Annotated in this window: 22 protein-coding genes and 1 pseudogene; 12 read left to right on the forward strand and 11 right to left on the reverse strand. The window is 63.6% G+C overall.

Annotated features, from left to right (window positions below; translation table 11 throughout):
- Positions 1 to 5: 5 nt before the first annotated feature.
- The 3 genes from LHA26_RS05495 to LHA26_RS05505 are packed head-to-tail and all read right to left on the reverse strand — an operon-like array spanning position 6 to position 4,901.
- On the reverse strand, positions 6 to 2,396 hold the full coding sequence (locus LHA26_RS05495) for a hypothetical protein (protein ID WP_252167730.1): 2,391 nt from the start codon (positions 2,394 to 2,396) through the stop codon (positions 6 to 8).
- Complete coding sequence (locus LHA26_RS05500) at positions 2,393 to 3,733, reverse strand: NACHT domain-containing protein (protein WP_252167731.1); 1,341 nt, start codon at positions 3,731 to 3,733, stop codon at positions 2,393 to 2,395. The genes LHA26_RS05495 and LHA26_RS05500 overlap by 4 nt, the downstream gene beginning before the upstream one ends.
- Complete coding sequence (locus LHA26_RS05505) at positions 3,723 to 4,901, reverse strand: Fic family protein (RefSeq protein ID WP_252167732.1); 1,179 nt, start codon at positions 4,899 to 4,901, stop codon at positions 3,723 to 3,725. Before LHA26_RS05505 ends, LHA26_RS05500 begins: the two co-directional genes overlap by 11 nt.
- Before the next feature lie 872 nt (positions 4,902 to 5,773).
- On the opposite strand from LHA26_RS05505, the gene LHA26_RS05510 reads away from it, so the two are divergent.
- A complete protein-coding gene (locus LHA26_RS05510; RefSeq protein ID WP_302898067.1) occupies positions 5,774 to 6,229 on the forward strand; it encodes a GNAT family N-acetyltransferase in 456 nt (151 codons plus the stop codon).
- On the opposite strand, the pseudogene LHA26_RS20150 reads toward LHA26_RS05510, so the two are convergent.
- Together LHA26_RS20150 and LHA26_RS05520 are read right to left on the reverse strand one after the other, a co-directional pair.
- Positions 6,217 to 7,298: pseudogene (locus LHA26_RS20150) on the reverse strand (adenosine deaminase). The gene LHA26_RS05510 and the pseudogene LHA26_RS20150 sit on opposite strands and share 13 nt — an antisense overlap.
- Before the next feature lie 40 nt (positions 7,299 to 7,338).
- Positions 7,339 to 7,731, reverse strand: a complete 393-nt coding sequence (locus LHA26_RS05520) for a DJ-1/PfpI family protein (protein WP_252167734.1) — start codon at positions 7,729 to 7,731, stop codon at positions 7,339 to 7,341.
- On the opposite strand from LHA26_RS05520, the gene LHA26_RS20155 reads away from it, so the two are divergent.
- On the forward strand, positions 7,696 to 7,977 hold the full coding sequence (locus LHA26_RS20155; protein WP_367890740.1) for a thioredoxin domain-containing protein: 282 nt from the start codon (positions 7,696 to 7,698) through the stop codon (positions 7,975 to 7,977). The genes LHA26_RS05520 and LHA26_RS20155 overlap by 36 nt on opposite strands.
- Positions 7,884 to 8,276: a glutathione S-transferase C-terminal domain-containing protein gene (locus tag LHA26_RS05525; RefSeq protein ID WP_367890746.1), complete on the forward strand. Its 393-nt coding sequence runs from the start codon at positions 7,884 to 7,886 to the stop codon at positions 8,274 to 8,276. Before LHA26_RS20155 ends, LHA26_RS05525 begins: the two co-directional genes overlap by 94 nt.
- 297 nt (positions 8,277 to 8,573) lie before the next feature.
- On the opposite strand, the gene LHA26_RS05530 is transcribed toward LHA26_RS05525, so the two are convergent.
- A complete protein-coding gene (locus tag LHA26_RS05530) occupies positions 8,574 to 9,299 on the reverse strand; it encodes an SDR family oxidoreductase (protein WP_252167736.1) in 726 nt (241 codons plus the stop codon).
- A gap of 113 nt (positions 9,300 to 9,412) precedes the next feature.
- Here LHA26_RS05530 and LHA26_RS05535 point away from each other — a divergent pair, with 113 nt between their 5' ends.
- From LHA26_RS05535 to LHA26_RS05555, 5 genes are all read left to right on the forward strand, one after another.
- Entirely contained in the window at positions 9,413 to 10,555 is a 1,143-nt protein-coding gene (locus tag LHA26_RS05535) for a LysR family transcriptional regulator (protein WP_252167737.1), read from the forward strand.
- A 77-nt stretch (positions 10,556 to 10,632) separates the two neighbouring features.
- Positions 10,633 to 11,112, forward strand: a complete 480-nt coding sequence (locus LHA26_RS05540; RefSeq protein WP_252167738.1) for a hypothetical protein — start codon at positions 10,633 to 10,635, stop codon at positions 11,110 to 11,112.
- 150 nt (positions 11,113 to 11,262) lie between these two features.
- On the forward strand, positions 11,263 to 11,895 hold the full coding sequence (locus LHA26_RS05545) for a sensor histidine kinase family protein (RefSeq protein ID WP_252167739.1): 633 nt from the start codon (positions 11,263 to 11,265) through the stop codon (positions 11,893 to 11,895).
- Entirely contained in the window at positions 11,892 to 13,382 is a 1,491-nt protein-coding gene (locus LHA26_RS05550) for a TM0106 family RecB-like putative nuclease (RefSeq protein WP_252167740.1), read from the forward strand. Before LHA26_RS05545 ends, LHA26_RS05550 begins: the two co-directional genes overlap by 4 nt.
- Positions 13,379 to 13,933 (forward strand): hypothetical protein, encoded by a 555-nt coding sequence (locus LHA26_RS05555; protein WP_252167741.1) that lies wholly within the window; start codon positions 13,379 to 13,381, stop codon positions 13,931 to 13,933. The genes LHA26_RS05550 and LHA26_RS05555 overlap by 4 nt, the downstream gene beginning before the upstream one ends.
- On the opposite strand, the gene LHA26_RS05560 is transcribed toward LHA26_RS05555, so the two are convergent.
- Complete coding sequence (locus LHA26_RS05560; protein WP_252167742.1) at positions 13,895 to 14,203, reverse strand: helix-turn-helix domain-containing protein; 309 nt, start codon at positions 14,201 to 14,203, stop codon at positions 13,895 to 13,897. The genes LHA26_RS05555 and LHA26_RS05560 overlap by 39 nt on opposite strands.
- Before the next feature lie 103 nt (positions 14,204 to 14,306).
- Here LHA26_RS05560 and LHA26_RS05565 point away from each other — a divergent pair, with 103 nt between their 5' ends.
- From LHA26_RS05565 to LHA26_RS05575, 3 genes are all read left to right on the forward strand, one after another.
- The gene (locus tag LHA26_RS05565; RefSeq protein ID WP_252167743.1) at positions 14,307 to 14,447 is read left to right on the forward strand and encodes a hypothetical protein; all 141 of its coding nucleotides are present in this window, start codon (positions 14,307 to 14,309) and stop codon (positions 14,445 to 14,447) included.
- A gap of 591 nt (positions 14,448 to 15,038) precedes the next feature.
- A complete protein-coding gene (locus LHA26_RS05570; RefSeq protein ID WP_252167744.1) occupies positions 15,039 to 16,073 on the forward strand; it encodes a spectrin repeat-containing protein in 1,035 nt (344 codons plus the stop codon).
- Positions 16,074 to 16,222: 149 nt separating this feature from the next.
- Positions 16,223 to 17,323: a hypothetical protein gene (locus LHA26_RS05575; RefSeq protein ID WP_252167745.1), complete on the forward strand. Its 1,101-nt coding sequence runs from the start codon at positions 16,223 to 16,225 to the stop codon at positions 17,321 to 17,323.
- A gap of 19 nt (positions 17,324 to 17,342) precedes the next feature.
- Here LHA26_RS05575 and LHA26_RS05580 read toward each other — a convergent pair whose 3' ends face one another.
- Together LHA26_RS05580 and LHA26_RS05585 are read right to left on the reverse strand one after the other, a co-directional pair.
- Positions 17,343 to 20,456: a hypothetical protein gene (locus tag LHA26_RS05580; protein WP_252167746.1), complete on the reverse strand. Its 3,114-nt coding sequence runs from the start codon at positions 20,454 to 20,456 to the stop codon at positions 17,343 to 17,345.
- Between the two features lie 916 nt (positions 20,457 to 21,372).
- Positions 21,373 to 23,256, reverse strand: coding sequence for a hypothetical protein (locus LHA26_RS05585; protein WP_252167747.1), 1,884 nt, complete (start codon positions 23,254 to 23,256; stop codon positions 21,373 to 21,375).
- A gap of 104 nt (positions 23,257 to 23,360) precedes the next feature.
- Between LHA26_RS05585 and LHA26_RS05590 the strand changes: the two genes are divergently transcribed.
- Positions 23,361 to 23,987: a hypothetical protein gene (locus tag LHA26_RS05590; RefSeq protein WP_252167748.1), complete on the forward strand. Its 627-nt coding sequence runs from the start codon at positions 23,361 to 23,363 to the stop codon at positions 23,985 to 23,987.
- Between the two features lie 25 nt (positions 23,988 to 24,012).
- On the opposite strand, the gene LHA26_RS05595 is transcribed toward LHA26_RS05590, so the two are convergent.
- Together LHA26_RS05595 and LHA26_RS05600 are read right to left on the reverse strand one after the other, a co-directional pair.
- Complete coding sequence (locus tag LHA26_RS05595; RefSeq protein ID WP_252167749.1) at positions 24,013 to 24,465, reverse strand: hypothetical protein; 453 nt, start codon at positions 24,463 to 24,465, stop codon at positions 24,013 to 24,015.
- Between the two features lie 358 nt (positions 24,466 to 24,823).
- Positions 24,824 to 26,470, reverse strand: coding sequence for a recombinase family protein (locus tag LHA26_RS05600; RefSeq protein WP_252167750.1), 1,647 nt, complete (start codon positions 26,468 to 26,470; stop codon positions 24,824 to 24,826).
- Positions 26,471 to 26,484: the final 14 nt, after the last annotated feature.

A 26,484-nucleotide genomic window follows, 5' to 3' on the forward strand; every position in this document is an offset into this window, starting at 1 on the left:
ATATGTCAAGAAGCAGCGCTATCAGCTGGATTCATCTTGGCGAAGTCGCGAACTCGTTCGACCGACCACAAAGGCTCGTCGGCGTCCTGTGTCGCACGCTGCCGCGCCCTTACCGCCATCCAGCTTCGATATTCAGGCTCGGGATGTTCCTGCTCCAAGGCCTTCATCGCGGCATATGCATCCGGCCCTGGCACTTCGATCAGCATATTGAACAGCGTGTTGCGCGCCTCCTGCGCATTGTCGCGCGTGGTGGGCGAATAAACGCCCTTTCCGGCACGCTCGATATCCTCTGACACCCGGATGTAGCGGTGCATCAGCACATACAGGGTCTTGAGATCGTGCGCGTTGCGATAGGCACCGACACGCACGCCGGCGCCGTGCCGATCGCCGAGAAGCGCGACGATGAACTGCTGTGCGAAGTCCGATCCGTCCTCCGGTGACAGGCCGGCGAGATGGGACTCCAGCACCGGAATGGCAGCCGATGGATCGGTATCGACCCACATCGCGAACCATCGTGGCCGCTGCTCGTCCAACACCGTCCCAGTCGCCTTGGTCGCCGAAAGCTCGGCAAGGGTTTCGGGTGCCACGCCGCTGCCGGCGAGAATATTCAGACTGTAGCGCAAGGCGTCGGCGTTGGGGATGTCGTTGGCCCGCAGCCAGTCGAGAATCAGCGACCCAACCTCGGCATGCAACCACGGCGCATGGTAGAGGATGTCATGCAGAACGTAGTGCAACGGCTGTTCGCCCACGCTGTGCTTCAGTTCCCACAACAGCTCGGTTGTGACGGCCTCGCGACCAATGTCGGGAAAGGCGCGATACAGCTGCTCGAACCAGCCGGGAAAGCCGTTCAGTTCCCAGGTCACATAGCGGAACGCCAGACGCGCTTCATCGGGCGTCAGGCGCTGGGCGAAGGCGCTGTCCTCATTGGCCTCGATCGCGAGGCCGGTCATCGCGAAGATCAGCGAATAGGGCGTCCGTCCCGTGTCCCCGCCTTCCGAGCGCAGCGTGGGCCGATAAATGCGCCAGTGGGCTATCGCTGCGTCGCGATAGGCACGCGCAACCGGCTCGCCAAACTCGGGGATCAGCGCACGCCAGTCGGCGCCATCTTCCCGGCTTGTCGAGACTCCACTGCTCATCGCGCTGAGAAGCAGATGATACTGATCGCCGCTGAACTCGCCGGGCTTCAAGCCGGCCGGATGGAGGATGCGATCGGGATGGGCCTGGAGTGCGCGCACCCAATCCTCCCGATCCTTCTTATGCTTGCGGTCGCGCGCGTCATTTTTCCGCTTCCAGCGGCGATGTTCGGCGTCCATCCGCTCCATCGCCGGGGATGGCTTGGGATTGAGCCGTGACTCAAGAAATTCTGAGAGACCCGGATCGTCGGCGACAGCCGCGCGAAGCGGTTCGAGCCATGCCGATGGCCGATCCGCCTGAATGTAGAGCTGGATGCACCGCGAAAGCGCGATGTACCGATCGTCGCCGTCCTTCTCCGCGATCCAGGCGAGGCACCGATCGAAATCCTCGGGGCCGAACCCCCAGAAATGACCCATAAACGCCATCTGCCAGTCATCGCGCAGTACCTCGCCCTTGGCTTCCTTGCGGGCGCGGCACGCGGCGACGCTCGTCCAGTAGAGAAGGTCGTTGAGTTCGCGCCAGCGGTGCACGTTCTGCGAAAGTGAGTTCTTGTATTCGTCGGTATCACCGCTGCGCCAGAACCGAAGCGCAGGCGTGTTGCGCAATACCGCGAGTGCGGTCGGCTGCAATGCCGCTGTCGAGCGCGCGGCAACGAGGCGATCGACGGCATGAAGAGCCGCCGGCATCAGCCAGGCGAACTCCTCGGACACGTGGCATTCGCCACGCTCGACATAGGGCTCGCGCTCAAGGAACCGGTTGAAGCCTTCGATGAGCTGACCCAGCGGATGGACATCGGCCGCATCGGCCATGACCGGCAATCGCTCGATGAATTCGTGCATCGCATGGACGAGGCCCGTCGCGTTGAAGCGCTCATGGGGTGCGGTATGGTCGAGCGTTCGCAGGACCAGATCGACACCGCGCGTCGTCAGCGGCGCCCAGTCGAGCAATTCGGCGAAGACCGCTCGATCGAGCAACGCCGGGTCATCCGCGATCCTGTGCCACAGCTGGTCCTTCAGCTCGTCGGCGCCGACCGACATGACGCCCCGGATCGCTGCGATCCGCGCATATTTGCCCCGGATGGTATCGGCCGCGATCTCAAGCAGGAGCGGCGCGCACGACGCCATGTTGCCCTGCCAGACCAGCCGGCCGATGAAGAAGACGACATCGTCGTTCGACCGATACTTCTCGAGCAGGGCCAGCGTATCGGCGGCAAGTTCCGGTGTCGCAATGCGCTCGATTGCGCTGTTGTCCATAATGCTCATCCGCCCCTCCGCGTCGCGATGCGCTCGACGATATTGCTCAGCATGGCTTGGCGGACATCGAGCGGAAGCCGCGAGGGGTCGCCGCCCTCGGTCGCGATCTCCGGCGCGATCGCCAGCGCCTTGTCGCGCACGGCGTCGTCGAGAAGAATGAGCCAGGTGAGCGTCGGGCGGGTGCGAGGAACAATGACCGCCTCCCCGTAGCGCTCTCGGAAAAATAGATCTTCGATCCGCGGCCGTTCGCCGGGCCGGTTCAGAAGATCGTTCGCCCACTCCGCGCTCAACAACTCGCGAATTTCGCGATGCCGGAAGCGCACGCTCGTGTAGACGATGTCGTCGAACAATCCGGTTCGAAGTAGCGCTTTGATCTCGGCATCCGACCATCCTACGAGCAGGACGCGGGGATCAATCCGATCAGGGCTATGCACGCCATTGGGCAGGCAGATCACCGCCTTGCCCGTCATCATCACCGCGCCGGCAAGCATTTGCGCGCCGGCCCGCAACTTCGCGGCGTCCAGGCGAACGGCAGCGGTGGTTGCTGACAGCGGCGCCAACTGCAAGGCAATCATGCGTTGGAGGACGTCGAAACGGCTGCCGAGCTTGTGGTCCGCGATCCAGACGCGGATGAGCGCCTTGAGGTCGAACGGGCGCTCGGCGAGCTGCAGCAGGTTCGCGCGCTTTATGGCATCGACGAAGTCCGTGACGTCGCTGATGCCATAGTGGCTGGCGAACAGACGAATTTCATCCTCGCTGAGCCCGGCCAGCCGAAACAGCTTGAGGGTCGGATCGCTGTCGCGGCTCGTGTCGGCGCCGCGTTCGGACGGTTCGGGCTCGCCATAGGGCAGGTGCTGTTCGATGAGCGTCTGGTCGGGCAGTGCGCGCCACGCGTCCTCGCGGCTGGTGATGAAGATGCGCGCGCGGTCCAGCGCCGCATGGCACCGCGCCCCGAAAATCCGCACGGCGTCCTCAAGCGCGCGCGGAGTCTCCAGCTGCGCTTCGTCGACGGAATCGAGGAAGAACCACGCTTGGTCTGTCGATGCGAGCCAAGCCTCGAATTCCTCGGCGGTCCCGACCTCAAACGCCTGCTCGAAGTTGCTGTCGATCTTTTCAATCCGGATGAAGAAGGCATGGCGACCACGCTCCTTGATCCTCTTGGCACGGGTCTGCGCCTCGAATGTCTTTCCGGCGCCCGGGTCGGCAATTACGAGGACACGATACGCGTCCTCGATCTCGTGCCACCGCATTGACTTGCCGCTCCCCGGCATGAGGAAGTCCCACTCCGCCGATCGAGGCGACATGGGCGTGAAGCGTCGTATCAGCTCGACGATCTTATCGGTCATGGCGCGAGCCTGCATTGGCCGGATACAAGTTGGGGAACCAGCGCTCAGCGACGTCGGCCGGGAAGGCGAGTCGGAGCGGCGCGCGGTGCGAGGCGGCGGTGAGCATCCCGCGCTCGACCAGACCCGATGTCACGTTGCGAGCGCCACGCTCCTCATAGCCTGTCAGCGACGGGATCTTAGCACGCTCGACCTCGCCGTTCATCACGGCCTCGCGCAACACGGCAAAGCTGCCACGCAGCAATCGCTTGGCGCGGACCTCCTCTTCTATGTGGATTTCCATACGGGTCAGGAGCGTCATCGGCTCAAGCAGCCCACTCATGAATCGGATCTGGTCGACGGACCGATCGAGGAAGAACTTGCAGAACTCGATCAGACCCCGCTGCGTAAGATTACCCCGACCGTCGCGGTCGCCTTCGCGCGGTCCGTCGGCCTGCGCCAGCAGTGCCTTGTACCGCTCCTCGTCGCGCGCGAGCCCTCGCGCCACTGACCATAGGCTCGTACCAATCCCGAGCCGTTTGTAGAGCGCGTGCGACATCAGGCGTGCGACGCGTCCGTTGCCGTCGAGAAACGGGTGAATCCAGAGGAACCGGTGATGCACGGCCCCAACCGTCTGTATCTGCCGCGTCTTGCTGAGCGGCGGCGACCCATAAGCTGTGTCGAAGCGCGCCATGAAGCGCGGCAGGTCTTCATGCGGGGGCGGCAGGTGGCGTCCGACGTCGACGTCACGCTTACGCCAGGCGCCGGGAATGATCTCGAGCCGTTCCCCGGTTTTGTGGTCGGTTACGAACAGCATTTCAGGCGGCAGCCGCGAGCAGAATTCTTCATGGAGCCACGAAGCGTAGGCGGCCGAAGCCGGCCAGGCATCAGGGTCGTGGCCGGTGTCGATCAGCTGCTGGACGTGGATATGGGCGACGGCCTCCTTCTGCAGGTCGCGCTTCTTCGGCTCGACCGAGAAGTCGTTGGCGAGCGCCCGATCGATGTCGCGCGGGTGCGTATCGTGCCCCTCGATCAGATTCGAATAATAGCAATTCATCGACCGGACGAGATCGCCGATCGAGTCGCGGAGAATGGGGTGGATGCGCCCAGCCAGTTGGTTGGCTTCCGCGATCAGGGGCAGAATGTCATCATCGAGAAGGCGGGACGCCTCCTCGGGGACCATCGGCTCCATCGTTGTCACATCCATGCGGGATCATACCGGATTATCTGCCGGTTTAAAAGGTCGGTAGGTACCTGACTTTGTTGCCTTTTGCGAGTTGCGCGTCGGGTGGTATGCCGGATTATGTACCGGTTCCTATGCCGGATAGCGGTGACGCTCGATGCATCCGAATCGAGGCACCGAAGGTGGGGCGCGTAGCTGCTGTGGGGCGGAGGTGAACTAACGTCGGCTTACGCCATCGAAACGCCCGAAAGCGGCCAAGCCGTTCTCCCCCCACCTGCGGTCGTTCGTACCGCTCTGCGCCACTGGATGAACGAGCTGCCGATTACCGCGGTCGACCGCCCAAAAGCGGCCGTTCCGCTCTCCTCCAGAATTGAGCGTTCAAGCCCTCATCCTGCGCCGCCTGAACGAATGTCTGCTTTCTCGCGCGCTCGACCGAAAGCGGACAGGCCGCTCCCCCCATAATTGAAGATGCAGGCGAGCGTCGATAACTGGTCCAGTGAACGACAGGGCCTGGCTCTGAGGATCAGGACAGAGGGACAGTTGCTCCGAAGCCTCTGATTTTAGCTCCACGAGCTTGCGCACTATCGTTCCTCCGCTTGACCGCGGATGGATATCCGAGCGAAGGTGACACGACACCTCGGATGAGAAGCCTCGCCGGCATCCGAGGACGGCTGCTACCAGCTGGCTTCTCGTTCGATGCAAATGCGCACGGAAAAGCGAGCACCTCGATTGGCAAAGTTGATCTCCACCTCCCGACTCGTTCTGCGCACCCCCTCAATCGACGACCTTTCCGGTTATCTTTCCTACCGGAATGATCCTGCCGCGTTGGCCGCACAGATGATGGAGCCGATCAGCCCGGAAGACGCCCGCGCGCTTTTGGTATCGCAGTCGGATCCAGGGCGGAAAACTCCGGATGGATCATGTTCGCGGTTCAACGGCAGAACGAGCCCAGCATCATCGGAGAGGTCGGCTTCTTCCTACCGCAAGAGGGACCGACTACCGGTGACCTCGGATGGTGGCTCAATTCGGACCATCAAGGTCAGGGGTACGGCGCCGAGGCGGTCGAAGCGCTGGTCGACTGGTGTTTCAAAGTGCGTGGATTGCATCGCCTGACTGCCCATTGCCTCGCGTCGAACACGGCGTCCGAAAGGTTGATGGCGAGGGTTGGGCTGCGCCTGGTGACCCGATCGGTAGGAAGCCGATGGTCAGCCGGGGCGTGGCACGACGAGGTCGGCTATGCGTTGCTCAAGGACGATTGGCAGGCGCGATCGCACCCGGAGGCGGTGAAACCTCGACCAATGCCCGCGCAGGATCATGAACGGCCTCAGGACATGTGATTGTCAGCCATGTTCCGACCGTCCAGATACCGTTGCAACCTGCTAAGCAGTTCAACTCGCCGTTCACGTGTGAGGAACGCGGCCTCAATGCCATTGCGGACGAGTCCGACGATATCGGCGACCGTGACGCCGAGATCTCGATAACATGCAAGAAGGTTCTCCGTGACGTAGCCGCCGAAATATGGAGGATCGTCCGAGTTGATCGTGACGTTCAACCCGGCATCCAACATCGCCTGTAACGGATGCTCGGCCATATCCCTCACGACCTTCAGGCGAACGTTGGAAAGCGGGCAGACCGTCAACGGAACGCGGCCCCGCGCAAGTGCCTCGACCAGGTCGGGATCGGCGAGGCACGCGTTGCCATGGTCGATACGATCGACCTTCAGGAGCTCGAGAGCCTCGCGGACATAGGACGCCGGCCCCTCTCACCGGCGTGTACGCAGGTCCTGAAGCCGCGCTCTCGCGCCAAGGCGAAGAAGCGGGCGAACCGCGAAGGAGGGTTGCCGACTTCCGCTCCGCCCATACCGATCCCAACGACCTGATCGCGCCAAGGCATGATCTGGTCCAGGATCAGGATCGCATCCGCCTCCGCTCTGTGCCGATGCACGCTGATCAGTAGGCCTGAGCTGATCCCGTCGCTGGCTCTCGCGTCGGCCATGGCGCCAAGAACGCCGTTCATGAGGGCCCGGATTGAAGTGCCCCCCTCCAGGAAGCTCTGTGGACCGATGAACATTTCCGCGTGGATCACACCGTCAGACACGGCTCGAGCAAGGTAGGCGCTCGTCACCTCCCGGAAATCCTGCTCGGTGACCATCACCCGACAACCGTCGAAGTAGAGATCCAGAAAGGATTGTAGATTCTCGAATTCATAGACACCCCGAAGCGCATCGGGAGTCTTCCAGCGCAACGGTATGCCATTACGGCCGGCGAGACGTACCATGAGCTCCGGCTCGATGCTGCCTTCCAGGTGCATATGCAGGTCCGTCTTCGGCAGCCCGCGGATGAAAGCCTCAACCTCATCCATGTGCTGCTCCGTCATACGGTTTCCTGCGAGCATGGCCGTCTTCATGTCTGACGGCCTGCCTCCTAGCTGGCGGCGAAAGAACCGACTACCCTCGGAGCAGGAGCTGGTCGATCGCCTCCACGAAGGCGGCGAGGTCTAGCGGTCCGCGGGAGGTGACGATGTTCCCGTCCGTGACTGCAGCCTCGTCGATGAACGTGGCGCCCGCATTCTCGAGATCCGGACGAGTGGCGAGCCAGCCCATCACCTTCTTTCCCCGAGTGACGCCAACGTCGGAGATCACCCAGGGACCATGGCAGATCGCCGCTACGACCTTTCCGGCATCGGCCGCCTTCCTGACTAGGTCGAGCGCGTCGGTGTCGGCGCGGAGGGTGTCCGGTCCCCACGCACCACCCGGCACGATGAGAAGGGCATCGCCGACCGGTTTGAACAGACGATCTACGACATGTCCCCGGTCGGCGAGCAGCGCGGCTGGCGGCACCTGAAGATGAACGCGTGGGGCGAGACGCCGACCCTTGCGCTAGCCGACGGTTCCTTCCTCAGCGAGACATCGGCAATCGCGCGGTATCTCGACGATACGTTCGACGGTCGGAGATCATGGGCGCGACGGCCCACGAGCGCGGCTTGGACCAGATGTGGGACAATCGCGTGTGGGTGCACATCCTCTATCCCATCGTCACGGCGTTCCACGTCCTGCACCAAGATCTCGGCCCGAAGCTCGAATTGACCAGCAATCCCGCCTGGGGCGAGCACTCGCGCAAGGTCGCGCTGACGCATGCCGGACTGGTCGATCGCCATCTCTCCGACGGCCGCGAATGGCTGCTGGGCGGTGATCAGCCTACGTTCTCGGACATCACGCTGGCGACGGCGGTCGCCTTCTCCAAGTTCCCGGTGAACGCCACGCCGCTGGACGAGCGCTTCGAGCACATCGACGCCTTCTGGCAGCGTTGGCAGACCCGACCGACCTTCCTCGCTGCCTACGCCGATCGCAGCAGCGGGGTCCCGGAGCTCGACGACCGGGCCTGATCCGGTCTCACGATCTTCGAATGCCAATGATCGGCGGAGGCATGACCTCCGCCGATCATCGCTCCTGTGTTAAAGCCAGCTTCCTCGAGGATCGATCTCGGACGGAGATGTCCGATCGTCCTCGAAGATGCGGATGGAATGGTGCCACGACCAAGGCCACAGATGTCAGGCGGCCGATATTTCCCCTCCCCCGGCGCCAGGAGCAGTCGCACGTACTTCGGCAAAGCTGTATTGCGGCAAGACGATGGAGCGGCTGCCCTCGAGCAGCCACCTTCCGAAGGCATGTCGATATCCAAACTACCAGGGTGCTCGAGTCTGCTCGAAGTAGAAACCGCCCGTGGCTTCGGGATCCCGGCAATCGGCCAACCAGACGATACCCGCTGCGGCCTGCTCCACCGTGCGGTAGCCTGTGTGGTCGTTGAAGTCCGTTGCCGTGTAGCCGGGATCCGCCGCGTTCACGACGATGCCGTAAGCCTTGAACTCCTTGGCGAAAGAAACGGTGACCGCGTTAAGTGCTGTCTTCGAACTGTTGTAGCCGAGGATGTTGACGCGATTATAAGGATGGTCGGGATCGGACAGCCAAGCAAGCGATCCAAGCCCGTTGATCACCATCACCACCGCGGCACCGTTGCCAGCTTTCAGTAGCGGCAGGAATGTCTGAGTGACGCGGATCGGAGCGTAAACGTTAGTCGCGTAGACCGCTTCGATGTCGTCAAGCGGCTGTTGGCTTGGAGGCTTTCCCTGACCTCCCGGGATACCGGCGTTGTTGATGAGAACGTCCAGCCTCCCATCTTCCGCCCGGATCCTGGTCTCCGCCGCCAGCACGCTTTCCTCGCTGGTCACATCGAGGATCAGCGCGCGAACGTCGAGGCCCTCGGACGCGAGGCGGCAGGCCGCCGCCCCACCCCGATCCTCGTCCCGACTGCCGAGCCAGATCCTATGTCCCTTGCTACCCATCTGCCTGGCTACCTCGAAGCCGATACCCTTGTTCGCTCCGGTGATGAGGACGATCCTGCCTTCCATCGAAATCCTCCGCGTTCTCCGAGGCAAGGTGCCTCGTCTCCACAATAGCTCCGCCCTCCTCGCTTGTTCGGAGAGGTTTGATAATCACCCCGGGAGCGGACATACTGATCGACATGGCGAACAGTGACTTCGGCTTGAACTTGGATGACCTTGGCATCTTCCTGGCAGTGATCGAGGCACGCGGGTTTCGGGCCGCATCCAAGCAACTCGGCTTGTCGCCCTCCACCGTCAGCGAGAGGATAGCCGAGACGGAGCGACGGCTTGGTGTCACTCTACTCAGCCGGACCACGCGGAGCGTCACGCCCACTGAGGCCGGATGGGCCTTGGCCGGCAGGTTGAAGCCGCTCTTCGCCGAAGCTCGATCGGCCCTGCAGGACGCCGCGACCACGAAGACGGAGGTCCGAGGTCTTCTGAGGCTGCATGCGACAGGCGCGGTCATGGTCGACATCCTGCCCCCGCTGCTTGATCGCCTGCTATCGGCGCACCCTCACATGCGCGTCGAGGTAGTGGTGGAGGATCGGCTGGTGGACATCGTGGCCGCCGGCTGTGACGCGGGCATCCGACACGGAGAGCATCTTGCGAAGGATATGACCTCGGTTGCGATCGGGCCGCCCACCCAAGCCCTCGCCTATGCCGCAAGTCCTGCCTACCTTGCTCCGCACGAGTGGATCCGGGAACCTCGCGAGCTGCTCGACCATGAAGCCATAAGGCTTCGGTTCTCCAGCGGTGCGCTGGTGCAATGGGAGTTCGAGCGCGATGCGGACTTGGTCACGATCGACCCGCCGGGTCGGCTGATCATCGGCGTCGATGCGGCAGCTTCCGCGATCGCGGCCGCTTGCGCGGACCATGGAATCATAGGGACGTTCGAGAACTGGCTCCGACCGCACTTCGACGCCGGCGCTCTTGTACCCGTCCTGCAGGAATGGTGGCCGACCTTCGAGGGCCCACGGCTCTACTTCCCGCGGCGCGTCGTAGCGGCACCCTTGCGTGCTCTGATCTCCCTCGTGGAAAAGGAGCAAGGTTCGGGCGACAGCAGCCAAGCAAGCGACCGACGTTCAGGCCGCCGCGCCGACACACCGCGGTCAGGTAGACCGCGTCGGCGTCGGCGTCGTCAGCGATTGAGCGCGCCCTCTTCATGGACGAGAATCCGCCGAAGACCAAGCGTAAGCATCCTCAACTGCTACGACAGCCGCATCACCCGCTGCTCGAAGCTTGATGGGGAGAGGATGTCATCGTCGGCCGCGGCGATCTCCTAATCTCACCACTTGGCTCGGCAAGACGAAGCATCTTCTTAACCTGCTTCTGGAAGCGTGCACTCCGGGAGGTAGGCCGTATGGAGATCGCTGAAGGTATGACGAGACTCGAACGGGCACGCATCGTGCGGGACGCGGTGGTCGAGCAGGGACGCTTGACGGGCAAATGGGGCAGCGTGGAGCTTGGCAACGGCCAGATGGCGCGTCCCTGGATCGTCGATGGGGAGGGTTGGACAGCCTTCGTGTCCACGCCCTTCACCGGACTGCCGGGCGGCCTTCCTGGTCCGCACCATGGCGGCGCGTCCTCTCCCGGGACCGGCGGAGACCTGTTGATCGACGTCTTCCACCCCGATGTCGGCAAGGTGCTCTCCATCGCAAGCAAGGGCGATCAAGATCGGCTCATCGGCATGCAGGCAGGGCCGTGGGAGGCACTATTCGGGCTACCATACCAGGCTTGGAGCACCGCGAAAGCCCGGAGTCTCGCCGCGAAGGCGGCGGCCCGCAGGCTAGAGGTGGCGCAGGCTTCCCGAAGATCCTCCACGGCGCCGGAAGCAGCCTGACCAAAAGGGCCGGTGTGCGCTTCATCCCCGATCTCGTTGACCTGGAAGGATATCGTCGATCCAATATGACACAAAGCACCCGGAGAGCCCAGCAAACATCCTTGTCCGCGAATATGCATATGTGCATGTTTCCTGACGAGGAGAAGCCAGATGCTGGATCAAACGGCCAATAGCTGCGGATGCCCCGAAGCCATCTACGCGCGGGAGCTTTCGCACCGTGCGAACAACGCGCTGCAGGGAGCTCTCGCTGCAATGCACCTCGGACGTCGAGGCGGAGCTGGTCTCGATTACGCGGTTCAGCGCCTGGAGGGGGTGATCGCGCTGAACCGCGCGCTCGGACCAGACCGAGCTGGCGTCGTGGAGACCGAGAAGGTCATTCGGCAGGTCTGCGCAGCCGTGGTCAAGGCTGCGGGTAGCGAAGATGTGGACGTCATCGTGTCGGCAGACACGATCTGGGCGGAGAGCCATAGGGTGCGGCCATTGCTGATGGTGATCGCGGAGCTGGTCGGCAACGCGATCAGCCACGCCTTTCCCGAAGGTGCCGGTACCGTCCTCGTCAGTCTCCGCGACAGCGGCCGGTCCGCCCGGCTGGTCGTGGAGGACGACGGCATCTGCGGTGGTTGGGATCGGCCTGGTGGGCAGGGGCGTGGTATCGTGGATGCATTCGCGGCCCACCTTGGAGGACGGGTGCGCCGCGGCATCACGTCCGGCGGATCCTCCCGCATCGTCGTCATTCTGCCGACCATCGCTCTGGTCGCATACTGCAGCGAAGGCCGGGCGTGAGCGAGCCGATGCCGCTGATCTCGGGCGCGATGCTGCGGGACATCCTTCTTTGCGAAAGGAAGGCTGCCCTCGACATCCACGGCGACCAGGCTCGACGGGATCCGATATCCGCCTTCGTCCGGCTGCTATGGGCCGAGGGGGCGGCCCACGAGGAGGACCTGCTCGGTTCCGACGGCGGAGGCGTCGTCGATTTGCGCGGTCTTGATCGAGCCGCCAGGGAAGCAGGCACCATCGCCGCGATCCAATCCCGCGCGCCGACGATTTACGGCTCCGTCATTCTGCACGACGATCTGATCGGCATGCCCGACATCCTTGCTCTCTCATCCAACGGGTACGTCGCGTCGGATGTGAAGTCGGGCGCGGCGACAGAGGAGCCGAACGGAGCCTACAAGAAGGAATACCTTGTTCAGGTGGCCCACTATGCCTTCATGTTGCGCGAGTTGGGCGTGGGAGCCGGCGAGGAGGCGGGAATCATCGACCGGAAGGGCGAGGCGGTCTGGTACGATCTTCGGCTTCCCCTCGGCAGGGAGCGGATCACCGGCCTGGAACTCCATCTCCGCACCCTGGATCGGGCCAGGGAGATCCGGGCATCCCCGTCGAACAGTCGGGGAGCCCTCGGCGCTCGGTGCGGGATGTGCGAGTGGAAGACCCTTTGCCGTGCCGAACTGCGCGCCGCCGACGACCTGACTTTGATTCCGGGCCTTGGACGAGCCATTCGACCGCCGATCGAGACGCTCGCTACCACGGTAGCCGACCTCGCGGCGATGCCGACGTCCGCCATCCGGTCCGTGCCGGGCGTCGGGATCGACCGGATGCGCCGCTTCGTCGACCGGGCCAGGCTCCTCGCGAACCCGCACGCCGGGCCGATCATAAGGGAGCCGTTGAGCTTAAGCCGTCCACCGCACGCGATCGACTTCGACATCGAGGCCGACCCGCTTCGCGACATAATCTATCTGCACGGCTTCTGGCACTGCAGCGAAGGTCGGGAGCGCTTCGTCCACTTCTTCGCCGAGACTGCCGACGAGGCAGGTGAGCGCGAAGCGTTCGCGAGCGCGGTCTCGCACTTCCGCGAGCATCGCACGGCCCATTGGTTCCACTACTCGGCCTACGAGAGGACCGCCTACCGCAAGCTCCAGCGGCGCTATCCCGACGTGTGCGACGCAGACGAGATCGAAGACATCTTCGCTCCCGTGCGATGCACGGACGTCTATGCCGTGATCGCCAAACGAACGGATTGGCCCCTGTCGAGCTACGGCATCAAGAGCATCGCTCGCGCATGCGGCTTCAAGTGGGAGGATACCGATCCGGGCGGCGCGAACAGCATCGAATGGTACGACCGCTACGTCCAGACGGGCGATAGAGCCCTGCGCGACCGGATCATCGCCTACAACAGGGATGACGTCATCGCCAGCCAAGTGGTCCGCGACGCCCTGTTTGAGCTCGAGACGACCGGGGCGATCACCTCGTTCAAGAGGCCGGCGAAATGAACCGGCAGCTCGGATCCTGGCTACTCACCTGTCCCCTCGTGAAATCGATATCCCGGCTTGCCATCGATGCCGGCCGGGAGGGACTCATCGACCTGCGGGCGGAAGCACTTAAGGCGATCGCCGCTGGAATACGTTCGGCGAGCCTCCCCGGCGCGAGGGCGAGCCGGTCGGGGCGTCAGCCCGAGGGACAAGCCCGCATGCTGGCCGCCCGACGTCGAGGCTGCTTCCTTACGCTCGTCGAGGACACGCTTGTCCTGATCGGCTCATTGGCGCGCGACGTGGGCGTCTCGGGAAGCGTCAACGTCGCCGTCCTGCACGTCCGAGTCACGCTGCCTCAAACGGTCTTAGCGGCGCTGCCGAACCGATCTCTCGGCGAGGTGATCGACATCGGGCGCCTCCCGCTCGGGACCTACAGCATCAAGCGGGCCGAGCTGAGCGGAACCGGAACTACCTTCTGGCTCGAAATGCCCAAGGTGCCGTTCGATCTCGGCACCCTGGGGTATCCGCCCGTCTCAGCTTCGCTGACGAGGTTCGACGAGTCGCGGATCTAGTTCGATGTCCGCGATGAGCTTCTCCATCGGCACATCCAGAGAGATCGCAAGGCGGGCGAGCGTATCGATCGTGAGATTCTGGCCCGTTTTTTCGATCCGGAACATGGAGCTCACGTCGATGCCCGCACCTTTCGCACAATCCACTTGGCTGATGCTGCGGCTCTTCCTGACGGCACGGATGCGTCGGCCGACCGCCGCGTGAAGCTCCTTCTGCGCTTGTCCGGTCGTTGTAACGACCTGCGTCTCGGCTCCCGGATCGATCTCACCCACTGCGCTCCTCTAGAACGGTTCGGGCGCGTGCAGAAGCCCTCGCGCGAAGGCATACGCTTCCACTGCCACGAGCGGACATCGTGCAGGATGCCGCCGATGAGGCATGTTTCCGCCGATCTCGATCACCGCCGACGAGCAATATGAAGTGACCGACGACCAAGGTTCAGCACCTCGTCTGGATCATCGCTGGCTGACCTTCAGCCAGCTTCTGATCCATATATATATTTGGGCGAGATCCGGCTGAACGCTGAAGCCGGTTGAGCCTCGTCGCCACGGGGCGGCGTTCGCTAGCATGGCGCCGAGTGCCGCAGCCCCTCGGGTCGGCGTTTTGGAAAGACCCATCGGGCGCGGGGCGCGCTCTCCGCATGGGATCGCAAGACCAGAGTAGCCGAGCGGCCGCAGCCGCCTGCCGCGAAAGCGGCCATGGCGGTCGAACGAGCGGCGGCGCAGCAAGCGGACCCGGATCCGCCTGCCCCGGCTTGAGGCACGCCTTCGCTGTCGCGCCCTTCACATCCGCGCCGCCCCTGGTCTTGCATCGACATGCCAGAGCGGCGCCGCCGTGCCCGCGCTCCTGCCTGACTGGCGCACCGGCGCGGTCCGCCATGCACGTCCATCCTTTTCCCTCAAGCGCCAGACTGCGCGAGAGCGTCCCTCCACATCAGGAGACGCAGCAGCACATCGACGCGGCGGCGGCAGAGGCCGCGACTGGCGGCGAAACGAAGCTCGGCCGCAAGGGGACGCGGCGGCCTCGATGTTCATTCGGAAGGCAGACTTGATGAGCGAGCAGGGAAGAGGAAAATCCTTCTTCCGTGACGCGCTCCCAAAGGAGCCTATCATGACAGAACAGATCTGCGCGCCCATGACGAACCGGGAATTCGTCGCACGGGTCCGTGCAAAGCTCGATGCCGCCGGCCGGCGGGACGTCCCGATCAGCCGCCTCTGGATCGACGAGGATACGATCGGGTACCCATTCCTGCTCAAGGTGCCGGTCGGTCCCGAACTCCTCGTGCCGTTGCAGCCGATGGACGGGTTCTACGACGAGACCGCCAGAACCTCGGATTGGCACATCGACTACTTCGCGGCTGCGTTGATCAATCTGCGGTCGGCGGAGAGGATGCTGATAAGGTATGCGCGGGACATCCGCCGGCAAGCCCTCAGGCAAATCGAAGACGCGCGGTCCAAGGGCCTTGATGTTTCCCTGGAGGGCATCGGCTTCAGGCCGACTTATGCCTGGCATCTCTCCGGCGACAACTGGAAGGATGCAGCCCATCACGTGCTCGCCGAAGTCAAATTGCGCAACACATCGTTTTCTCTCAGGCCGGAAAACACCCAGATCTGGGTCGAGGAGCCAGCGGATGTCGGGCGGCACCTTGAGAGCGTGCTCAAGGAACAGCGTGAACACCAAGCCCTGGCTGGTGAAATGGAGGCGATGGGAGCCGATCTGATCGTCGATGGGATCACGATGGATCTGCTCGCGGCGTCCGGCTTCGACGCGGTCGACGTCCTCAGGAAGGTATGGAAGGAGCAATGCGTCAACATGACCATCCGACACGGCGGTCTCGATCGGCACTTCTCGGTGATCAGCTTCCGCGGTAGGACCTCGGCAAGCGTCGATCTCGAGAATGCCTCGTGGAACGGCGAACATCTCTGGTTCCACGGCGAGGCGGAACGCCCGTGGCAGAGGGATCTCGTGGGTCGGACCCTCGCAGGATTGGTGGACCATCCCGCGTTCGCCGCGCGCACCGTGATCGGGGTGGGCGATGGAAGTCCACAAGGCCGGCCCGGTCAGATCTCCCTGGACATCTCCGACAGGTTCCTCTTCGACGCCGACACCGGCAGCATCTGGCCGCAGGAGCGGCACGCGGCATGACGACACGATCCGCATGCTCCAGCGAGCAGACACGCGACGCTGAGGACACTCGGCAACGTCATGCCGCGCGAAGGACACCGCGGATGCCGTCCGCCGACCTCGAATGTTTCTCCCCCGCATCCCGCAGGGAGGGCCAACCTACGCGTTCGATGACCCTGTTGCCGTGCAACGCCGCGGGTTCCAACAGACGCTCCGAGCCGAGCTTCCCGGACGATGCATCCGTCGCCGCGCGGAGCAGCGGGGGTCGATCAACGAGGCTGCGGGACGGCCCTCGCGGCGCACTCCTGCGACCGCCCCCGCTGCGCGATCCTGCGGAGATTCTCGACCTCGCCGAGAAGATGCGGCGTCGCAACCTCCTACCCGGCGTTCGAGACTTCGCGGTCCGGAGCGCCCGCGGCGCAGACCGCGAGTACCGGCATGTCCTCATCGGACGGGCCGAGGCGGGAGCCGACTGGATCGTCCACTGCCCCGATGCCGACGATGGCGACGTCGAGCGTCGGCTGGCCAGGGAGCACGCGATCTACGTTGGTGCTCGGCTCGTCGGCGAGGACCATCTGAAGGCTCAGCTGAGGCGGGTGCAGCCCCTCTTGCAGGTCGGGACGGATGAGGATCCCGAACTGCTCTGGCACGGCGTCCACGTTCCCACCGGGCGCTGCCGCATCAGGCCGGACCTGCATATCGGCATCCGCGCCCGAGGGGGTGATACGTTGCTCGGGACCGAGCTTCTGGTAATGGGACAGGATTGTCGTGACCGTGGGCTCAATAGCATCCTCGACACGCACGTCGCGGCGGCCGAGGTCGCGGCGAATTGGGAAGCCCGCCGCGCCATCGCCGCCGTCGATATGATCGCGTTCGGATTGATGCAGTCCTTCGGCATCAGGCTTCGCGATGTGATCGCCACGCTGCAGCTTCATGGCCAAGCAGATTTCAAGGCTGTCAGCGAAGTGCACAATGGGGGGCACTTCGCCTGGAGAGACTTCCGCATCGAAGCGCATCTCGATCATGAACTCTTCATCCTCGAAGGAAACACGGTCGAACTCAAGCCGACGGAGATTTATCCCGAGAACATTCTTACCGCCTTGGGCGGAGTACCACTTGGCAAGCTGATGGAGATTCCGCTCATTCCGCCCGACCTGAAGATCGCTCGGGCGGTGAATCGAGACGGCAGACTCAGCATCGAGCTGAACTCGATCACGCGGCTGGTAAACGGCGACTCCAAGCTGCTGCCGCCTCGAAGGGCGCGGCCATAGCCGGCCGCGCCCCATCGCCTCAATACTTGAAGTCGCCGCTGAACCCCTGCGCGAAGGCCATGGCATACATCGGATCGACCTTCATCAGTTCGCGCTTGGCCTCGACGAAGGCGTAGCGCTTCTTCACCACATCCACGCCAGTCCCCAGCACCGCCGAAGCCAACTCCCACCGGGACTCGTCGGTGAAGTGAAGCACGATATGGGTCGCGACGATGTCGCGGATGGCATGCGGTCCGAAAGGCAGCACGTTCTGCATACCCGTGCCGAACCTTTCGTTCGGAACGCTCCACATCCGCGTCCAGTTGGTGACGACCGTATTGAAGGTCTTATGCGACCACGAGGCTGCCGTCTGTGCCGTCGGGAACAACAGGTCGCTTTGGCGGCCCTTCAGGAGAATCGGGCGGCAGGTCTCGATGTAGTAGTCGATGATCTCGGTCAGCCTTCCCCAGTGACCAAGCGCCCGCTCATAGTCCCGGCGCCGCCAGGTTGGGCCGAAGAGCCATTCGCAGAAGCCGTTCTTGAAGAGCGACGCCTCGACCCGGAGATCCCAGCCCTCCGGCGTCCTCGTCAGGTTGCCCGTTCCGTCCGCCCGATAGGTGAGGTTTCGGAGGGTGCCGGACCTGAAGACCGCCGTCACGAGGAGCAGCATGACGACCGCGTTTCGGTATTCCCGTGCGTGCTGCATGGGTGCCCGCTCCAGCGATGGGGCGCGGTCCAGAGCGTCGACCACCATGTGGACGATGCACCCGACCGGCGTATCGTGCCGGAGGATCGGGCCCACCAGCGCATGCGGATCGCGGATCATTTTGTAGTGCCGTTCTACCTTGCCCGCCAATGACGACACCTTGGCGTGGGTGACCTTCACCACAGCCTTGAGGCCGACCGAGGCGGCCGCCACGAGCTTCGCGTCGATCACCTTGAAGAGGGGCGCATCGTCATCCTCCTCGATCGCGATGTCGTTCCCCACCGTCACGAGGTGCGCGATTCGGAATTCGACATCTATCTCCTGGATGGGCGCAATCTCGTGAGGAGACTGAACGATGAAGCCCAGCTCAGGATCGAGAAGCGACTTCACGAAGCCGAGGAACCCGAACTCCGTTCCACCCAGGATCGGGCCGATCTCCTTCCCGTCAAGCGTGAGATGGACGAACCGCTTGGTTCGGTCGATGACATACTTGTTCACGACGTTAGGGTTGAGAAAGAGGTTCATGCTGACCTGATCGGCCCGGAGACCCAGGCCACCCTCGCTCTGGGGCGTCATCGCCCACCGGGCGAAATCCATCGTGTGGTTCTTGTTCTTGTCGATGGTGGATTGGGTCCTCCACTCGTATTTCGGGTGCTGGATCCGCAAGGGATCGTTCAGCGTCGTCTTGAAGGTGACCAGGTGGCGCCATTCCTCGAAGATCGGCGCCGACCGATCGAGAGGACCACGCTCCCTCGTCAGCTGCGACACCTTCTTCTGTCGAACCGTGTTCAGCGTCTGCGCGCCGAAATGCGTCCGATCTGCACGCTCCACGGCGAGGCGCAGCCGCTCCTCGTCCCAGGCGAGCGCACCAGCGGGCAGGTAGCGGATGTACTTCCGCAACTCCACGATCCGGCCATCGCCCATCTTTATCGTCTTGCGGCTGGTGGTGTTCCGCCCGGTGCGGAGCGGGCCAAGCAGCTCCACGAGCAGCCCACGCTTGTAACCGAGACGATCTTCGATGCGGTGGACGTGATGCACCTCGAGGAAGCTCGGCAGGGCCCTGTCGTTAACCCAGCGGAGCATGGCATCGTAGGGCACGCCGCATTGTTTTGCGAATTCGCGGATCGAGACGTCCTTCCGCTTGATCCCGGCACCGAGACGGGCCGCGAAATTAAGCTGGGAGGAGGCGAAATCGGCCATGGAGGCGAGCAGGGATCGCCAACGCTGCACGGACGCGTGGAAGAAGCGCGCCCCGCCCTCGAGGCCCTCCGCCGCCTTCGCTATAGATACCTCGGCACGAGCTCCGAGCAGCACTTCTTCGGCATTCGTCGCCTCCGTCCAGCCGTTGACCTCCATGGTCCGCTTCAGCGGCGAAATCTCATTGCGGACGTAGGCGATCTCCTTGGGCCCATTCGGCTCCCCCGTGGGGTGCGTTTCGCGGTAGCGTGCGGTCGCGACTTGCCGACCCCGTTCGACGAGCTCGGAAAAGGTGATCACCGGCAACTTCCGGTCGGCGGGGTGCTCGCTTCCGATCTTCGCGCTGACCTGCCGGAGGACCTTCCTGACGTTCTGATCACGCTTGAAGGCATCGCGCATCCGCGCATTCTTGATTCCTGCCTCATCGAGCAGGCGGTCGAAGTCGAACATGCGCCGAGCAAGCCCCTGCATGGGGATGGGAACCCCCTTTGCGCCGTACCCCTCGATCACCTTGATCAGCCTCGCCCGATCCTTCCTACGGGCAACGCCCCTTGTTGAAGTGTCGACGAAGCGCTTGCCCAGCCGCAGCCTTCCGTCGGCCACTCGATCGAGGACTTCCCTCTTCGCCTGGACATGCCGGCTGAGTTCCACCAGCGGCAGCCCGAGCAATTCCGAAAGCCCGGCCCAAGACACGCGGGTGCCATTCTGTCCAAAAGCCGGAATGAGTGTGCCGTGAGGCAAGGCGTCCAGCTTGGCGCGGACGATAGCGATGAAGCTAGTGGTTTTGGCGTTCTTCGGAGCCTGCTTGCGTCCGTAGAGAGCCGGAGCGCGATGGAGATGGTGCGACAGGCGGATCAGCAGCATCTGTAACTGCGGATGGGCCTGAGCCAATTCAGCATCCATCCCTATGAGATCGAGAACGGAGCGGAAGCAGGGGCCATAATGCCCCCAGTTGATGGCGATCCGCTCCTTCGCGAGATCCTGGAGATCCTGGATGAAGATGCGTTCGATCTGTCCCGGTGCGTTCTCGAGAGCCGCCTCGAACGACAGGGCAAGGGGATGCTCGGATCCTACCGCCTCCCTGCTCTCCGGAGCCCCGACCATGTCGTTGGCCGCTTCAAGCGCGGCGACGCCCCCGGCAGGAGCGGTCGCCTCCAGGGTTACATGCGAGATTCCGCTCTTGAGGTCAGACCGGCGCGAGCCATGCTCGGCCGCAGCACCAGGAGATTCGTTGGAGACGGTCCGGAACATCGAGAATCCTTTGGGTTAGAGTTTTAACCCATCAAAGTTATGATATTATTCCATACGTACAAGCTCTTGAGGAAGAATTTTTCCGGATACTGCTCCGCTGCGCTCGTCCCTGTCGGCGGGAGGATCAGATCCTCTTCAGCAGCATGGGATGGGCCACCGAAGGATCGCGTCCGCCACGATCCGTACCTCGGAAGCAGCGCAAGAGTGATCGATGCGAGGTCGCCGTCTCAGATGGCTTATGGTGGCGAAGCATTTCCGCGCGATTATGGTGGGCAACGCCACGCGTCCGGCTGGCACGCGGGGTCCCACGCGTCGGTCAAGCGATCAGTCCGCGGCGAACCGAGTATCCACCGGACGCGTCTTTGAAGGTATGATCGGCGAGCTTGGAGGCGAGGAAAACAGTATGCCGAATGGGAGGCTCAGACCGCCTCGTCAGCATCAAGGATGACGCGCGACCACGCATGTTCGCGCTCGTGTCTGTGCCGCATCCAACACAGGGATGAGCACCTAGGAGCGGAAATCATCTGCATAGTTCATACGCAAGGAGCTCTCACATGAGGGGATTGAAGGAAATCGTGTCCACCGCCCGGATCACACTGCTTCTATAGGAACCCTATATCGCGCATGAGTGCGCGGAACGGTCCGACACAGCTTCCGGCACAGTTTCCGGCACAAAAGCGGCACTTTGGGTGCGGCTGGGAACGACAGATGGCGTGACAGCCGATATACATGGATGAGGCCAATTCGAGCCCGAATCGGAAGCCGGTATGAGCCCCAGAGGGAGTTTTCCGGCACCAGTTCGCGCAACGACTGGACCGCCAGTCGAGACCTCTCCGAGCGATCAGGCCGTAACGATTGGTGGTCACCAGTGGTCGCCGGTCGTCCATCACTCGAAGGCTCGTGCCGGCCGACGATATCAGCCCCTCGCCTTCCTCGCGTGCATGCCGGGGAAGATGGCTCCGCAGACCTCCGAGTAGCGGCATTCCGCACAAGGCTTCTCCACACAGAAGGCGAAGGCAGCCGCTGGGTCGTCGGACACCGGCGTATCGCCGCTGTTCAGCTTATATATCCGCGATATCTGACCATGGAGCCGCCGCCTCGTCATCGCGCCGGCATCCACCTCGGGCTGGATTGCGAGCCAGCGGCCGACGCGCTCGGGCGTGAGCGCCTCCGGATCGCCGCCGTGCAAGGCGACCTCCAGGAGCACCTGCACCATGGCCAGATGCCCTCCGTTCCCGCACGCCACGAGCACCTTGCGCATCACCTCCTCGGGAGAGGGTCGCAGCGGATCCGATCGCTCCTGCGGAGCCGGTAGGATCGGGCTTTCGGCTTCTGCGAACATCTGCTCTTCGGCGAACGCCAAGGCGTCCGGAACCCCGGCCTTCCGCCACCCGCCTCCCAGCTCCTCCATCAGGTTCATGGACCATAGATAGAGGTCGTCCCTCAGCGCCCCAGCTTCAGAGGGCAGAAAGTCGCAGGGCGTAGCGTCGGAGAGCTCGACCTCCTCGACTCTGCAACCGAGCCCGCTGCCCGCGATGCGAGCTCCGATCACCGCCTTCGGTCCATAGATATCCAGAGACCGAAGACCGTCGCGTCCCGTCACTACGACGTAGGTGGAGGCGTCGCGCACACAGCCCGCCTCTAGAAAACGACCGACTTCAGTCGGGCCGTGCGGACCTGCGAGCGGTCCCGGCTCGTCGAGAAGCATGACGCCGCCACCGGCATCGGCAACCCTCGCCAGACGGGCAGCTCTTGCCCGCGCGATGGATACCGGAGAGTGGCAGATCGCGCTCAACATCCGGCGGACAGCGAGGCGGCCGGAGGAGCTTCCACCACGGAGCACGAGGATCGGAAGCCGATCGAAGGCGGCGAAGATATAGGTGAGCCCCACAAAAGCGACGACCGACCGCGCGTCCGCATGATACTTCAGAAGCGGCACGACCGCCTTGCGTAGCCTCTCGCCGAGGTCTCTTGGTTTGCGGCTGTCCCCGGACAGGAAACTCTCGACGGAGGACATGCTCCATACGGCATCGTCGGGTGCCGCGGCCTGAGCCACGGTCCGGGTGCCGCACGCATGGACGATCTCCGCTGCGGAGCGGTCCGAGCGGATCAGCATCCGCAACGAGCCCGTCCCCCGTCCCGGCTCAACGAAGACCGTTCTTGCCAACCTCATCTCATCGTCGAGGCGCCGCGAAGTTATGGCGTCGAACGATCCGCCGCGCTGCTGCACCGTTATCCCGCGATGATCATCTATGGACTTGGCAGCTCGGCTGATCCGATCCAGCGCGGCATAGTCGACGACGTTCGCGGCGGCCCAATCCCGCCAAGTGGCATTCGCCGGTGGAAGGGCGACGCCAGCCTTCACCTCCTTGGAGAGGATCGGAAGTAGCGGCGAAGGCGTCGTGACGCTATCGAAGAGCAAGATAAGCTGCTCGAAGCGCCAATACCGCGGGTCGAGCCACTCGTGCGGCGCACTACGCGAAGCCGTCGAGGCGACAAGGACGAAGGGATAGACGCTGCTGTCGCCGATCGCCTCCACCAATCGCCAGAACGACGGCATGTCGGGAGCGACGATGACGCGGGAGACCTTCTCCAAGCGGTCGCTCCAGTTGGCTAGAGGTCGATCCGCGATCAGCTCTCCCGTCCAGCGATCGACGGAGGCTCGGTATGTCTGCGCTGCCCCGAGCCTGTCGAGGCCGCGCCACCTCAGGCCGAAAGTGTCGGGCTGTTCGTCCACGATCTCGAACGGGCTGATGCCCGACCGGAGACGCAGACTACGGGTCCACTGCTCCACGGACATGGGCGACAAGCCGCTCGCTGTCGGCGGATCCATGCCAGAAGGCCGCATCGTCAGCCACTCGACCCTTGGTGCGCGAACCGGCCAACCAGGTAGCAACAGCTGATATGCCCAAGCTGCCCATTGCCGACGCTCGGATCGCCCTTCGCTACGCGCAGCTCGAAGAGCTGATCGCGAACTTCCTGGACGTGCATGCCGACCGCCGCACGGCGCTTACCGCGCGCCTGCGGCTGTTCCGCCACAAACGCTTTCCGCCCGGCCTCAAAGCCGAATCCCGCTCCCGCTTCTCCTATGATCTGGATGCGGTGATCCATCTGCTGGTAGCCTTCCAGCTCCTGGACGGGCTCGTTCCTCAGGAGAGCGTCCCAACCCTCCTGGAAGCACGGTGGAGCGCCATACGCGCTGCCTTCGGCCGCGCTTTCGATCTCACGGCGCTGAAGGGCAGCGAGGCTGCCGGCATTGACCCGGAGCGTGACCTTCTGATCGTCCGCCCTCGCAACCTTCTCAGCTTCAGCCAGCCGAGGCAGGAGGATACGGCGACCGAGCTGCCAGCCCTCTCCGAGGTGATGAGCGCCCGCGATTTCGAGAGGCATCTGCGCCGTTCGGACGTCGATGGCCTGTCGCCCCGGCTCGTGATCGATCTGCAGCGGATCGCAAGCTGGCTGCGCGAGGCGCTTCTGGCTGCCCGTTGGGCCTCGCCCGAGAGCTTCGAAGCCGCCCCTTCGGACGAATGACGCCGCATCCTCGATAGGATAATTGTCACACATTTTCGTGATTCTCGAAGGTGATCCCGAAGACCATCCGGTCCGTCTCCAGCCCCCGGGCGAAGAGGCCACCGATTCCTTCGACGATCGCGATGGCGCGAAAGAGGCCGGCCATCGCGCTTGCGGAAGGCACGGGCCGCAGGTCGCCTTCGGCAGCGAAAGCAAGGACGATGCTCCCGCCATCGCAGCTCAGCGCCAGATAGAGGCGGATCGCCTCCTTGGCCGGCGTCGCGTCCAGCACGAAATCGGCGAGTTCCGAGAACGCCACCGCCAGCGCCCGTGCCTTGAGAGACGACATGCGCAGCTCCGCCAAGCTCGTCATCAGCACGTCCACGCACCCGGCGGTCATCTGATGCAGCGACGCGATCCTCGCGAGAAGTGCCCCTGCGTCGACCTTGCGAGGCAGACGCGCCACGAGAGCTGCGTCCAACATGGACGCGGCTCGCATGCGGCAATCTCCAGAGGCTTCAGCTTCCACGGGGCGGCGGGCGCCGACGATGCGCGCCAAGCGGCCGAGGCGGGCGTCTCGCGACGCGGCAAGAAGCCGCCTCACCGACGAGGACGAGAGCCGACCTAAGGCTGGCCAGGATCTGGCGGTGTTCCGTTTCATCCCGGTTAAACTATGCACATGTGCATATGTTGCGGATCTTGGATCGGCCTATCTGTTCTCGGTCCAAGAGCCTGAAGTAGTGAAGATTGCCCCGCAAATCCGCCGCTTCCGGGCCTCGCCGATGGTCTTGCAAAGGCCGATCATGCCCTGAAAAGGGACAGCGCCGTTCCAGGTAGCGTCACGCTCTGGACCAACCTCAGGCCTGCGTTGTCTTTCCACGCGGCCAAGCAGGTTTTCCATGCGCGTCCGTCGATGCCCACTTCGTCACGGTGACGCCCTTCTGATCGCCCCACTCCTCCCAAACGGCGTCAATCACGACCCCGCCGTGCGTGACCATCTCAACGGCGGGATGGCCGAGGGTGAACTGCATTGTCCGGACGAGCTCGTGCGTGGCCTCCTTGATCCGGGCACGGGTCGCAAACCGCACGTCCTCGTCCTCCGCATCGAGCGTCGCACGCAGGGCGAAAATTCGTTTCCGATGTTCATCGGGCGACACGGTGCCCCGGGCCTTGACGAGACGACGCTCCAGGTCGGCTATCACCTGGTCATGCTCATCGACCGCCTCGACGATCGCGATCCACGATGCCTTCACCTCCGGCCGCTGCGTTTCGATGTAGAGCGCCAAGGCGGTATCCGCGCGGTCTTTATCGGACGCGCGCTTCCGCTTCCTCTCCGCCATCTCGATTTCGAGCGGCCGAAGGGCCTCGGGTGCGGCGAAGTGCCGGTCCTCGAGAGCATCGAGCAGGATGGCGTCGAGGATGCCGCTCTCCCAAAGTGCGTAATTGAAGTGGTGCCCGTTCGAGCAGCCGAGACCGCGCTGATAATTGCCGCAGATGAGGTAGTCCTCATTTACCAGGCTACCATCGGCCCGGGACTTCCGACCCTTCGCCCGCATCGTCATGGGCGCGTGGCAGCCTTGGCATCGGGCCAGCCCGGAGAAGAGATTTACGAGGCGCCTCCCCCGGCCGCCAACCCGTCGGTGCCGCCCTTTCATGCTCGTCATTGCCATCGCATGAAGATCGGGCTCGATGACTCGAGGATAGTAGTCCGGGATCACGTCACCGGCGGCTTGCCTAGCTTCGCCGCGGGGCTTGCTGCCCGGCTGAAACTCTCCAAGAACCGCCGGGCTACGCAGGATCTTCTGGATGTACGACGCATGCCAGCCTTCGGCGCGTCCGAACGGCACGACGCCGTCGCGATTGAGATTCCTAGCGATGTGGTGTTTGCCGAAGCCTGCGACCGTCTCCTCAAAGATGCGCCGAACGATCGCAGCGCGCTCTGGGACAATCTGGAACCGGGCTGGCTGGTCCACGACGGTCAGCCAGGCAGGAGCTCGCCGCGTCAGGACGATCTTCTCGCCCCGATCCAGACGGTCACGCTTGATCGCCCATGCCCTGGCGATCCGTGATGACTTCTTCACCGACTCCTCGTTGGCGACCTGCGCCTTCACGATCACCTCGATGATCGTTTGCATGTCGAGGTTGTCGCGGGTGTACTGACGATCGGAGTCGACGGTCGCAACGACCACCCCGAGGTCCGTCATGTGGACCATCCATGCGAACGCCTTTTTGGCACTTTCACGCGAGAGGCGGTCCAGCTTCTCGGTCAGGAGGATGACCCCATCCGGATAAGCGCCGTTCTCGACGTCGGCCACGAAGCGCGACAGCTCCCCGACCGATGCATGCCGGCCCTTGAAGGCGGAGACGCCGTCGTCCACGAGCTCCTCCAGGACCTTCCATCCATGCTTTACGGCGTGGCGCCTGCAGTCCTCGCTCTGGCGCTCGAGGCTACTGCCCTTGCCCTGCTCGGTGCTCGACCAGCGTATGTAGATGACCGCGTCCATCGTCCTACCCTATG

Origin of the sequence: Sphingomonas morindae (assembly GCF_023822065.1) — a bacterium.
Taxonomy (GTDB): Bacteria; Pseudomonadota; Alphaproteobacteria; order Sphingomonadales; family Sphingomonadaceae; genus Solisphingomonas; species Solisphingomonas morindae.